The sequence below is a fragment of the Chryseobacterium sp. MYb328 genome (assembly GCF_037572595.1).
GTDB lineage: Bacteria > Bacteroidota > Bacteroidia > Flavobacteriales > Weeksellaceae > Chryseobacterium > Chryseobacterium pennae.
Genome location: NZ_JBBGZQ010000016.1, coordinates 101,088 through 115,276 on the forward strand (window position 1 = coordinate 101,088; position 14,189 = coordinate 115,276).

The following is a 14,189-nucleotide window of genomic DNA, read 5'->3' on the forward strand; positions in this document are numbered from 1 at the left end:
TAAAAAACAGTAAACCTACTACTCATGGAAGTAAAACAACTGATTCATAAATTTTATGAAGTAAATCCGGACGTAGATTTGCTAACGGCCAATCTTCACATGGAAGAGACCTTAGCCTCGATAAAGCTACCCAAAACCAAATCGCGTGCTACCGCAACCAACATGGTAGAACAGCTCAAACAAGTGGCTCGGGTGGTACGCTTACATCCGGAAGCGCAAACGGGCAAAAAATTAACCGCTGATGGGGTTGTCACTCTATACGAAAAATTCGATGGATTAAACTCGGCTCACGACATTGCCCGACAAAGCGGAGAAGTATTTGTAAAACAATATACCGATGCTTTTGGCTGCCCCAAAGTAGCATCGGAGGTATACAAGAGAGCAATTGAAGTAACCAATAATGTGGCCAATCTTACCAATGCCATTTTAAATATGTCGACGCCGCTTTCTAAAGCGATATCAACATCATCTGTAAGTGAAGAGGTAACCGAGTATTTTACTGGATTGGTAGGCTATCAGGAACTGTTTGGAAGTCTAAACTATTGCGATTGCCCGGAATGTAAATCGGTACTGGGACCAGCAGCCTATTTTGTCGATCTGATGCGTATTGTACAAAAATATATTACCGAACCCAATACTGCTACAATACCACATGCAAGTACATTGGCTGTAAGACGTCCCGATTTGGGAACGATACCGCTAACCTGCGAAAAAACAAATACAATTGTCCCGTATTTACAAATCATCATTGAACGTTTGGAACAAAGTTTGTCAAGCAGTTGGAAAATTGCGAGTACGAGCGATTTGTACAAGCAGCTTGCCGCGACGTATTATCCGTTTAACTTACCATTCTTGCAACCGTTAAGCAGCATACGGATTTATCTCGAGGAACTAAAAACAACACTGGCCGAGGTATTTGCCTGCCAACAGCTAACCGGACCGCAATTGGCTGCCGAACAATTGCAAACAACTCTCGAAGGTTGGAATTTACTTAAAACGGCAACGGTAGATACTGCGAAATTACAAACCTATTTTGGGGTGGTGAAACTGGACGATCTGAATAGCTTTAAAGTCTTTTCTAAACAAACCGATTTATTGGTAACGCAAGTCCAGGATTTACTATACCAAAATTTATCCGGTACCGAAATTACAGCCGGACTAAATACCCAGTTCTTTATCAATAAGGGGTTAACCAAACCGATTGTAGTGGGGAATACCGATTCGGTAAATACCATCGATAACCTGACGCCAACGGCTCTGGATCAGATTAATCGCTATTTGCGCCTTACGTTGCTTAGCGAATGGTCGTTTGATGATCTGGACTGGGCTTTACATGCTTTGAATAACGGAACACCGGAAATTAATGAAAGCATATTGCAACTGGTATCAAAATTAGAACAACTGGTTACCCGAATGAATAGCGATGTCGCTACGGTAAGTACCTATTTGTTTGATTTGAAAACTTACGGAATGGGGAACGATCCGGCACAGTCGACAGCACCGTTTGACGTTGTGTTTAATACCGGACAAACCACTTTATACCACCCTAAAAATAGTGCAACGGTAGCCTATCCGCTTAATAAAACCTATCTGGATACACCACTAAGTTGGGAATATGCTTCCAACAGCGGAAACAATCCGGCCAATGCGGTTCGTGTTGCTTCGGCCTTGGGCGTTTCGCAAAACGATTTGCAGTTGCTAGTTTCGGCTTTATATACGAGTACACCAACCATCGTGTTAAATGTACCAACCATTTCGGCCTTGTCGCGTCATGTACGCCTGGCGGGATATTTTAAATTAAGCATCCAAGATTATCTGAGCTTTTTAAGTTTATCGGGAAAAGTACAACTGGTTTTTACAATTGATGAGCTAACGGCACTCATTGACAACAAAGAAACACTGGCTACAGTGACCCGATTAACGTTAGAGGATCTCAATTATACGGTAAATGCGGTTGCATCGCCAACCGTTAACATTTTATACTATCCCGATAAAAGTGAAGCATGGCTTAAAACACTACCGATACTTATTCCGGCATCCGATTCTGAAGACGATCAATTGATCAAACTTTACGAACAGGTTGGTGCGTTCTTCGGTATTCCATCCTCATTGGCGCAATCGGTTTTGGCACTTACTGTTACCAATCCTCTTACTATATTCCTGAATCCCGATACGACCAACGCGATAAAAGCATTAAGTCTAATTTCACGTTGGTTGGTATGGGTAGAAAAAACGGGAGTCAGTCAGGATTTACTCGATAACATTGCTGTCAGTAAAGCGGCTTATGGCATTACCGATACCACAAAACTAACGTTTGCAAATAGCATTGTATTACTTCAGTTCCAGTTTTTTACCGGTATCTATAATGATGTAAATAATCGGTTTTCAGACTACATGACGGCGGTTACCGGCAACAAAAATGATGTTGCCGCAGCCATTTTGTCGGAAGCAACCGGATGGGATAAATCGATAATCACAGCATTATATGCCTTAAAATATACCAATCAGGTCGACCGCCTGTACAGCATGCAGGCCGTTATTACATTGCTTAATAAAACAGGCTTAAACCTGGATGCTTTTCAGGGGTTACTTAGTCTGGCCGGAAAAGGTGTTGCCGACTGGGATAAATTCGTAGCACAGGAAAACAAATTATTAACCGCGATTCAGGCACGATATAATGTAGGAAGCGACTGGAATCAGCTGGCCGTACAAATTGGCGGTAAAACCGCATCAGCCCAAAGAGACGCTCTGATTGGAGCGACTATCTTTGCCCTGCGCTCGGCCGATGCCACTGCCTACATCCAGAATACACGCGATTTACACGACTATTTGCTTATTGATGTGGATATGTCGGATGTAGCACAAATTTCCTATATCAAAGAGGCACTTAATGCTATTCAGTTGTATATGAACCGTTGTCATTCGAAACTGGAAGCCGGTGTGGTACTTTTACCGATCCCTGAAGTTTGGTGGGAATGGATGATGAATTATCGGGTATGGGAAGCCAACCGCGAAATTTTCCTCTATCCTGAAAATTATCTCGATCCGGCTTTCCGTAGCTCCAAAACCGATCTGTTTAAACAACTGGAAAACGACCTAAAGCAAAACGACATTACCGAAGGCAATGTAACATCGGCTTATATGAAATACCTGGAAGGCTTTGCAGAACTGGCAAAACTGGTTTATGTAGATGCCTATTATTGTAGGGTTTCTGACGATACCCGCGATAATCAGCCGACCTTGTTTTTGTTTGCGCGCACCGCTACCAATCCGTATACCTATTACTATATCACAAGGGAGAGCGAAGGTACCTGGTCGCAATGGATTAAAATTGATCTGGCCATTAATGCCGTACAAATTACACCGGTTTATGCCTTTAATAAGCTGTTCCTATTTTGGGTAGAACAAAGTGTTGCGATCGATAAAACACCGAATACCACTACCGAAAATATTGTGAAGGCCTCGATAAACTATACGTTTTATAATTTCCAGAATCAATGGGTACCGGCACAATCACTGGTAAAAGACTATATTATCGATGTTAGTCCAAGTGTTTATAGAACTGCAAATAATAAACTTTTTCCAGACAATTTCTTCGATCCCAATAGTCTTTGGTGGAATAAAGTATATCCGCTCAAAATACAGCAGGATAGTTTCTGGGAAATTGCCAATGGCGGTAATCGATTTGAACAATTAGTGATTGCCTTCGGCCCAATGATTGATACTACGGTGCAATATCCGCAACCGGTCAATAATCCACCGAATGATTCCAATCCGGCAGTTCAGGTTTTTGAAAATCAATTGTTTGAAACAGGGCAAAACTATAATTATGTCTATAACCTGGGTTATAAAGGGCAGTTGCCGTTGTTTAAGCCAATTGTTTTAAACGATAGTCTGGATAGCAGTTATTTGGTAAACCCCGACGAAATCCTGTTTTTCGAAAAAGACAGTGATAAGAGTAACAAGCTGTTTACTCCACAAATCGACGCGACATCGGGACAAATGAACCTGATTAGTACTTCCCGTACGATTTACGATAATGATATTGCGGGACAGATTATTACTCCGGCCATTCCAACACCACAGACTTCTTTAACGGACAGTTCTTTTATTTCGACCGATGCCGGTATTAATGCGGCCGGTTCTAAAACGGTTTATAATACGTTGGTTGATTATGGTTATATCGATAATAACGGTATGCTGGGACGTTCTGATTATGCGGAAATGCGCACCGATGTGATGAGCATTTTTGATGGCGATTCTGGTCAGCTTAAAAAGACACAGTTTGTAATGGGAGTCGTAAACAGGGCCAGTGGTTCCCGCTGGTTATCCCAAAATGTACGGAATAAAAATTATGGATTGTTTACGATTAAAAACGCCGTAGGAACCTTTGTTTTTTATGGCGACAAAGAAGCGTTTTTAATGGAAGATCCGGATAAAGATCCGGTATTTATTTCCGATTTGTTGTTTAATGCCGACACCATGTTTTTGGAAACATCGTTCCTTTCCTCGGGCGCCGGTATCGATGCCAGTGGATCCAGCCAGATTTATAATAATCTGATTGATTACGGGTATTTTACAGCTGACGGACAACTGGAACGCGGTACAACAATTAACGATCTGAATAAGGCGCTCAATGAGATGCTGCAAGGACAACCGAATAAAACCGATAAGGTCGATTTGGTTATGGATATATTAACCAATCAACCGCTGTTTTATAATACTGATTTTATTTCTGACAGTGCCGGGATTAATACCAATGGTTCTAAAAATATTTTTGATCAGCTTATGCAGGCCGGGTATCTTGATAAAAACGGCCGTTTAATGACGGATATTGATTTTAATGAGTTAACCGGTGAGCTTTACGATATTCTGAAAGGGCAACCGGATATTGATAAAAAAGTACGTTTTGTGGTACAGGTGTTGTATCAGGCAGAATATCCGTCATCTATCGGATTCTTCCGAAGTTTGAACACCACTCCTTATGCGTGCGAATATAATTTTAAAGCGATACGTCTTACCACGGGAGCTATTCATAACCTTAGTGCCCGTATTTTTTCCGGTGGTGTCGACAAACTGTTGTCGCTCGAAAGTCAATTGATCCCGGTGGATCCGGAATTGCCTTTTAACAGGTTTGGTTTTGAAGAGCCATATGTTATCGCTCCTGAAGCTCCCGATGGCGGACAGGTCGATTTTAACGGGGCGTATGAATTGTATTATTGGGAATTGTTTTTCCATGCGCCCATGTATATTGCCAATTTACTAAAGACAAATCAGGTATTTGATCAGGCTGAAAAATGGTACAAATATATTTACGACCCAACGGCGGCTCCGTATCTGGTAGAGGCAGATTCTTTTGTGTGTGCCACGATAGGAGTTACCGATTCGAGTCGTATTTACCGAGTTTTACTGGACAACAAATGGATTGATAGCGAAGGATATGTGAGCAGTAAATTTACAGCCAAAACAAATCTGGATTCGATTCTTTCTTTCCTTCAGCCGGTACAAATTCAATCGGTAAAAAACGTATTGCTCAACCATCAGGTAGCGCGTGATATTTGCCGCGTATGGCAGTTTAATCCTTTCCGGAACCATACGGTAGCTTCGTTGCTCGAAAACATTACGAACGCCAAACAAATTGCAGCTTACAATCAGTATCCGTTCGATCCGCATGCTATTGCCCGTTTGCGTATTGGCGCCTATGAAAAAGCAATTGTAATGCAATATATCGATAACCTGATTAAATGGGGCGACTGGTATTTTTCGCAGTACACCTGGGAGAGTAATACCACGGCGAATATGTTGTACATCTACGCTTATAATTTACTTGGCCCAAAACCGGAGGACCTTGGCCCGTGTCAGGCCGAGGATCCTGCGAATTTTAACGACATTGTAGCTCAATATGGCGACAATATACCGCAGTTTAAAATTACCCTCGAAGATCATGTTGGAAGTGGTTCCAGCGGATTAAGTTTCCAACCGTATAACGATATTGATGCCTATTTCTGTGTACCGGAAAATGACAAGCTCGAACAATACTGGGACACTGTTATCGACCGACTTTATAAAATAAATAATAGCTTAAATATTAATGGGATACCGCAACCATTGCAATTATTCGAACCACCTATTGATCCTGGTTTATTGGCACGTGCTGCGGCAAGCGGTGGTAATCCGTTAAGCATTATGACGCAAAATGCTGCTATTCCGGCTTATCGCTTTGAGTATCTTATCGATCGGGTAAAAAATATAGCTTCTACATTAAGTCAGTTGGGATCCGGTTTATTAAACGCACTGGAACGTAAAGACGATTCGGCACTGGCCAAATTACAGGCCACGCAGCAAAATGTGCTGCTTAATCTTAACACAATGATTAAAGAACAGGAGATCGAAGAAGCCAAACAAAACATTGCCGGTTTGCAACAAAATCTGTTAAGTGCTCAAAATCGTGAACAGTTTTACCAACAGCAGTACGACGAAAACCTGAGTGCTCTTGAAATCGCCAGCCTTTCGTTACAAGGCTCGGCCATTTATCCGGAATCGGTTTCGATTGGAATTAACGGAATTTCGGTTGCCGGTTATCTAGCGCCGAATATCTTTGGTTTTGCCGATGGAGGGATGAAGTTTGGAGATGCCATCAGTGCGGGTGCTCAGATTGCACAAACGACTTCATCTATTTTAAACCAGAGTGCTGGAATTATTGCGACGACTGCTCAGTATAACAGACGACGTGACGATTGGAAGTTGCAACAGCAAACGGCGACCTATGATGTGGCTCAAATTCAGGATCAAATTAATTCGGCTAATGCACAATTACTGATCAACCAGCAGAATCTGGTGATTCATAAAAAAACAATTGATCAGGAGAATGCCTATGAACAATTCCTGACGACCCGTTTTACGAATATGGATTTCTATTCGTGGATGATCAGCCGATTATCAACCATTTATTTCCAATCGTATCAGCTTACGCTGGGAATGGCGTTGGCAGCACAATCGGCTTATCAGAATGAGATGAACAGTACCGAACAGTTTATTCAGTTCGATTATTGGGATACTCTTCACAAAGGATTATTGTCAGGCGAAGCTTTATTATTATCGTTACAACAAATGGAACGCAGTTATGTGTTGAAAAACACGCGTACTTTCGAAATTGAAAAGACGATTTCCTTGCTACAACTGGATCCGTTACAGTTTATGGAATTTAAAACAGGACTTCATTCGGGAGTAAAAGGAACACTTCGTTTTAAACTTTCGGAACAGTTGTTCGATTTTGATTTCCCAGGACAGTATCTGCGTAAAATCAAAACTATCTCGGTATCAATTCCTGCTGTAGTAGGACCTTACCAAAATATTAATGCGGTATTGCGACAAACCAAAAATTATACCGTGATGCAACCTAAAATCAATGCGGTTAAATATGTTATGGATCCGGTTAATAATCCCGATCCGGGTAATGTACGTGTAGACTGGATTCCAAACCAGAAAATCGCACTTTCCAAAGGTATGGACGATAATGGTTTGTTTGTGCTCAACTTTAACGACAGCATGTACCTGCCGTTTGAAGGAACAGGTGCTGTTTCGGAATGGGAATTAAACCTGCCGCCGGAAACCAATCATTTCGATTTTAATTCAATATCCGACATTATCGTAAAAATCAGTTATACGGCTTACGAAGATATGGGACAGTTTGCCACCGATGTAAAAAATCAGCTGCAATCCCAGAATCCACCATATCCGTATCAGGTAGCCAAGCAAATTGTATTGCAACAGGCTTTTAGTGCTAACTGGTATCAGTTTATGCATCCGCAACCGAATCCGGTAACGCAATCGATGCCGTTTAGTTTAACCGATGCTATTGTGCTGCCAAACCTCAAAAAGGTAGCATTACAATCGGTAACAGTGGTGGTGCAAACTCAAAATAATACAACGGTTTCCGATAAACAGGCAGGTAGCTTCTTAACCTTAAAACAAACGGGTAAAAGCGATCTGAGCATTCCGATAACGAATAATGTAGGAACGGTTGCTCTTAGCGGGCCTTTTGAGGCAGAAACAGCAGAACTTCTATTTACGATCGCCAATACGCCGGATGAATTGCTTACGGCTGATAAGAAACAACTGGATCCGAACAAATTAAGCGGACTGCTCATTATTATTAACTATACGTCTAACGTATTTACAAAACAATAAAATTTATCATCAACTAAATATTAACCTTTAAACTTAAAAATTATGGCATGGGAAGAATGCGTAACATCAATTAGGGCGAACCTTGACCCTAACGCAAAAGAAGTAAATCAGGTAACCTGGACAGGGCCAAAGGCACAGGTTACAGAAGACAATCTGGAATCCGATAGTTTTTCCGCTAGTAAACCGTTTGCCTTGATTTGTCCGGACCGTCACTGTCAGGATTACGGCGATTTTTCGCCTCAGGCACACGCTTTATGTAACTGTAAAGACGTGAACGGAAATCCAATTCCGGATTGTGTTCCTAAAAATGTACTATATCCTTATCCGAGTGGTGTTTGCTTGAACATCAACAATACATCCGATTATAGTACCAAACGCGGGCGAGCTTGTACCAATCAAGGTAGTAATTATTATCCATTAACGTGTTTCTGTTGTTGTTCGTGTTATGCGAACGGTACCAAAATTGCTGTTCCGACAGGATTCAAAACGATTGAGTATTTTCAAACGGGAGATGAGGTATTAACGGCATCACTGGCAACAGGATCATTGAAATGGAATACCGGAAAAGTGGCGTATAGTATGGGTACCGGGCCAGACGGACATCAGTCGGCCATGGTATATATGCACTATGGTGACGACGATCGTCAGATTATTGTAACTCCGGATCAGTTGTTTTTAATGAGTACCGGAAAATTAAAACGTAGTGATCGTTTGGTTCCGGGTGTGGACGAATTGGTAAATGAGTGGGGCGATGCAGTGCCGATTCACGAAATCAGTATCGGAGAATATATAGGTGGGGTACACCATATTTCTACTGCTGCTGCCTTCGATGGGGTTATAGACGGACACTTGTTATTGTCGGAAGGTGTTGTTTCGGGCGATTTTACCTTACAGGCCAATTCGGGTCAACTTATCGATATGGGTGCAATGGAAGATCATAAAGAATTGCCTAAAATCGGTTCGGAAGAATACGAGAAAAAGTATTCGCAATTATCGAAAGAATACTATGGTGTAATGCATATTACGGCATTAAGCGACGGAAAAAGAGAAAAAGTACAACGTCCACAAAAATTCTATCTGCATGGCGAACGTTCGATCAATGTTCCGAATACAGCAGCAGCGTATCTGGACGATGCTCAGGCAGCGGATGTGTACAACAATGCACCGCGTTGGAGTTTTGAAGATATTGGAATGAACAGCTCGCTAATAAAATATGTATTGCGTTTGTTTAAAGGGTTTTTCCCGGAAATCAATTTCTATTATGATCAGTCAAACGTAATGCCTAATGCATATGCTTTTGTGCTGATGGATATGCAATATGTGGTGTTAACGGGTGGTTTAACGCGTTTAAAAGGAATGGAACAGGAAGGATTATCGTTTATATTGGCGCATATGATTTCGACGCTTCAAAAATCGAACCCGACTGGGGCTAATGGCTGGACTTCTGTGGCTATGGCCGATTATTACAGTATAGGTTTCCTAATGGATGTTTATTTCGGGAACAATTTCGGAACCATGTACAATCCTGGAATTAAACAATTGGATACTTCGTTGTTTAAATATATTTCGCCCGAAAATCAGGCGTATATAAACGATCCGTATCAGCCTACAGTAGATACGCGTTTCGACGCACTGGATGCAGGTAAAGCAATGGATTTCCCACCTGATGGAATTGGTGGCCCAACAGCCGGTGGATTGAAAGTTGTAGATGTTAAAGCATTTCCGCCAATGGTAGGGGCGTTTAGTTTTGTGAATCAGGATATTGACGAAGCGGCATCGGAAGACGCATTCCATTTGTTGGTACAAAACAAAGTGGTGACTGCTGATGGTGAGGTTTCTCCGGACTTTACAGTGAATACCGACCTAAACTTTTTATTCCCTCATGTTTCGGATGAAAATCAACGCAGCATGATGATCGAACAGGTTCGCAGTAGTCTGATTCACGCGATGGGACTTATTCAATTGGAATTTAACGATCTTGTCAATCCGGCTTCGGCTTCCAGTTACCACGATTTTACACTCGATCCGGATGCCCGTATCGGTAGTGTTGTGGCGAAAACCAATATTCCTGTGGTGGAAATTGCTGCCGAAATTAAACGTGGTGTTAAATATACGTTGACTGCATCGACGAATGTTCGTTCGTTTAACGGATCAACAATTGATTTACAACAACGATCTATTTCTTTTGAAATCTAAAAGAGAGGATTACTATCGCTGCCGGTAATCTTGCCGGCAGCGATTTTAACTAAAAACCTGAATCTATGGAATTGAATGAACTAAAAGAAATGACCGACATTAGCGAGGCTTGTGTGCGGTTTAGCGAAATTTTGGGATCGTCGAAACCTGTTCCGGACGGTGTGTTGTATGCTGCACTTGAGGATGAGGATTATGCACGGAATTTATTACTAGCTCGTAGAAGTCCTGAATTGATGAATATGCTATTCGCCCAACGGACCCAATACAGTCCGAAAACAGTTGTTCCACAAGAAGAAAAGCAAAGCGGCTATACCAACCTGCAATTGCTTGAAAAGTTAGGGAAATCGATGTGGAAATGGGGTTTGGTTGGCTTTTCTACCGTGACGGAAGAGGTTTATAACAAACGACTGGCGGCCTGTGCTTCGTGTGATCAATTAGAAGAAGCCCCAGATCGATTAGTGTATAAAATCAGCTTAAAGAAAAATGAAGATAAACGCACCTGCAAAACCTGTGGCTGTGTTGTGGCCAGGAAAGCAAGGTTAACAAACGATACCTGTCCCCGGGAAGATACCGGAAACCCCGGATTTAATCGTTGGGGTGAGTAAATACCATCCCTGCAAAGATTCTTTGCAGGGATGGTATTTTTAATCGATATAAATCGAAAAATACAGATTATTTAATAAAAAAGTATTTTTCTCTCCACCAGTTGGAAAACTAAAACAAAAAAATCCAGAAAATCTTGAATTTACAGGAATTGAATATCGAACTACCAGAGTAAATTCTGTATTAAGTAGTATGCTTCTTGTAACCAATAAGTTAAGTGATGTGAATAATAAGGAAAATGATAAGAAGATAGCTTATTCCTGTCTGGTAGCCCCAACAGATGATTTTTTGAATTTTTTTAAAGAAGATTTATTGCGAATAGAAAGTATATATGAATATTTTGATTCTAGAGATAAGGTGTTTTGATTTCAAAATTTATATAAATGTCCCATCCTGAAATAAGTTAAAAGTTAATCAACTTATTATGAAAAATCAAGAATTTAAAAGTGAAAAATAAAGACAAAGAGACTACAGCCTGGCTTTATATTAAGGGCAGTTTCTCAGGTGGAAAATGGCATTTACACCTATAAACAAGCCCAAAAGAAAAGGAGTATGACATAAACGTATTTTTCCCAAAAGATACCCTCCAATTATTCCGTTTACTTTTGTTTTTTGAAAATTAGCACATGTGTATTATCATTTTTTGGATATTTAATTTACTGCCTGAATTAATCTAAAGGTTTATGAGTACTGATTGCGACTCTGTTCCATGCATTAATGGTAATAATAGCCATCATAATCAGGCCAATGTATTCTTCTCGAAACAACTGGGCTGCCTTTTCATAAGTATCCTGAGATAATCCATTTTTACTGATCAGTGTTATTTCTTCCGTCATTGCTAAAATAGTACGTTCTTCTTCTGAGAATAAATCTGTTTCTCTCCATGCATTTAACAGGAAAATACGTTGGGCCGTTTCTCCCTGATTAATGGCATCACGAGTATGTAAATTGAGGCAGTAAGCACATCCATTTATTTGGGAAGCTCTGATCTTTATTAGCTCAAGATGAGTTTTGTCTAATTCCGAATTTTGGATGGAATTATCTAATGCCATAATTCTTTTATAAACAGCAGAAGATACACTGGATAAATCAATTCTTTTTTTCATATTTCAAATTTTTAGTTCGTATAATGTATTACTGTCTTAATAACAGCCACAATGTATGGCGGGCAGAAATTATTTTAAATAGGAATGTAAATGCACCGCTGAAAGTTTAAAGCCATTTTTAAAGTATAATTTTTGGGCGGTATGATTATCAAAACCCGTGTCTAAAGTGATGGAATCCATGTTTTTATACTCTGCTACTGTTCTGACGTGTGATAATAACTGGCTGGCAAGCCCTTTGCCTCTATAACTTTCCAAGGTACATAAATCATCAATGTAAATCATGTTTCCACTGTGCAGGGTAGTCATGATACGATATCCAATAAAAGCAATCACTTTCTCATGATCAAAAATGCCCATTAAAGTATATTTTTCATTCGAAACCATTTCAGCTATAATATCAGACCATCTGTCTTTATTTAAATGAGGTCTTAGGACCAGAGCAACTTCTAAACACTGTTGAATTTCTGAATTTGACTCAATAGGTTTAATTTCATAAGTATTTTGCATGTCTTATTTTTTGGTAAAATTAAAACACATCGGAAACAACTAAGCATACCAGATTCATAATACTATACAGCCCAGATTCAATCACCGGATCGTTTTTTTTAAGATAGAAACTGCTTCAGACATCTCTTTTTCATCTAGTGATGCAAACCCCAGTCTAAGTCCATTGGTAGAAAATAATTCATTCTTATAAAACAAACCGTTGTCAATATAAAGTCCTTTTTTTAAGGTATTTTCTGCCAGTTTTATGAGATCGATATTATGATCAAAAACAGACCATACTGCGAGCCCTCCTTCAGGAACTTTAAATTCTATTTCGTTGGAAAAATGGATCTTTAACAATTCGCAAAACATATCTCTGCGCTGTTTGTAAATCTTTAGCGCTTTTCTATAATACCGATTCATCTCTCCCTGATTAAATAACAAGGCAAAAGCTTCTTCTAAGATGGTATCTCCCTGTCTGTCTATAAGTTCCCTTAGAGCAGTGGCTGAGTGAATAAAATTGGAAGGTCCTGTCATAAAACCTATTCTTAGAGCAGGGGCAAAGGTTTTAGTGATGGATCCTAAGTAAATTACATTTTCATTATGGTCTATACTGGCCAGGGGTAAAAACGGTTTATTGGTATAATGAAAATCAAAGTCATAATCATCTTCAATAATTGCAAATTTATTTTCCTTAGCAAGCTTCAGAAATTTTAATCTGCGCTCCATACTTAGTGTAACTGTAGTTGGGCTGTGATGATGGGGAACTAAATAGACTGCTTTTATCTTTTTTTTCTTAAGTATTTGTTCCAGATAATCTGGATCCATCCCATACTCATCGACTGGAATTCTGAGAAGCTTAGCTCCGGTTTGTTTAAAAATTTCATCCGCAGTAGAGTAGTTTGATACACCTACTGCTATTAGATCCCCTTGTTCAAGAAGTAACTGGGCTGACAAATAAATTCCCATCTGACTGCCTTTAGTAATCAACATATCATCAACTTCAACATTTAATCCTCTGGTAGTAGAAAGATACTTACATAATGATTCTCTTAAATGTTCTGAGCCTTTTGCATTCCCGTATTTTAAGAAATTACGGCCGTAAAATTTCCTGGAAATACTTCTGTACTCACGCATTAATTCATCTATAGGAGCAAGCCGGACATCAGGAAATCCATCATCTATTGCTAATTGGGGTTTTTGAAAATTCTTGCTAAGAATTGAATGACTGAACTTATTGGTCCATATAAATGCATCATGCTTTATTTCTTTATTTTTTACATGATCAGTCTTCTTTTGGGTAAGAACAGGCAGACTGGATAAGACATATACTCCTTTCCGCTCTACAGATTCTGTCCAGCCCTGACTGATTAATTCCTCATATGCTAATTTGATGGTATTACGGTCCACACCAATCAAAAGAGCAAGATTACGGGTGCTGGGTAACATTTCAGAGGGCTGCAAAGTACCATCAGTAATTAAGGATATAAAGTAATTACATATTTGAATGTATAGAGGTATAGAAGAGGCTCTGTCAATTTGAATTAAGGATTTGTAGGGTAACATCTGGGCTGTATGTTTTATATTAATTGGCATACAAATGTAAGC

6 protein-coding genes are annotated in these 14,189 nt (G+C 40.0%); 3 read left to right on the top strand and 3 right to left on the bottom strand.

The features are described from left to right. Positions 1 to 24 precede the first annotated feature (24 nt). The 3 genes from WH267_RS16050 (at position 25) to WH267_RS16060 (ending at position 10,991) form a co-directional block, all read left to right on the top strand. Positions 25 to 8,190: a Tc toxin subunit A-related protein gene (locus WH267_RS16050; RefSeq protein ID WP_340009673.1), complete on the top strand. Its 8,166-nt coding sequence runs from the start codon at positions 25 to 27 to the stop codon at positions 8,188 to 8,190. Between the two features lie 42 nt (positions 8,191 to 8,232). Beyond that, positions 8,233 to 10,386 carry a hypothetical protein gene (locus tag WH267_RS16055; RefSeq protein WP_340009675.1) on the top strand — a complete coding sequence of 718 codons (2,154 nt, stop codon included), beginning with the start codon at positions 8,233 to 8,235 and terminating at the stop codon, positions 10,384 to 10,386. Between the two features lie 65 nt (positions 10,387 to 10,451). Next, a complete protein-coding gene (locus WH267_RS16060; RefSeq protein ID WP_340009677.1) occupies positions 10,452 to 10,991 on the top strand; it encodes a hypothetical protein in 540 nt (179 codons plus the stop codon). Between the two features lie 666 nt (positions 10,992 to 11,657). On the opposite strand, the gene WH267_RS16065 is transcribed toward WH267_RS16060, so the two are convergent. The 3 genes from WH267_RS16065 to pdxR all read right to left on the bottom strand — a co-directional run bounded on the left by WH267_RS16065 (position 11,658) and on the right by pdxR (position 14,147). Continuing rightward, a complete protein-coding gene (locus WH267_RS16065) occupies positions 11,658 to 12,095 on the bottom strand; it encodes a carboxymuconolactone decarboxylase family protein (RefSeq protein WP_340009679.1) in 438 nt (145 codons plus the stop codon). Between the two features lie 69 nt (positions 12,096 to 12,164). Next, positions 12,165 to 12,602 (bottom strand): GNAT family N-acetyltransferase, encoded by a 438-nt coding sequence (locus tag WH267_RS16070; RefSeq protein ID WP_340009681.1) that lies wholly within the window; start codon positions 12,600 to 12,602, stop codon positions 12,165 to 12,167. A gap of 81 nt (positions 12,603 to 12,683) precedes the next feature. Continuing rightward, positions 12,684 to 14,147: a MocR-like pyridoxine biosynthesis transcription factor PdxR gene (gene pdxR, locus WH267_RS16075; protein WP_340009683.1), complete on the bottom strand. Its 1,464-nt coding sequence runs from the start codon at positions 14,145 to 14,147 to the stop codon at positions 12,684 to 12,686. Positions 14,148 to 14,189: the final 42 nt, after the last annotated feature.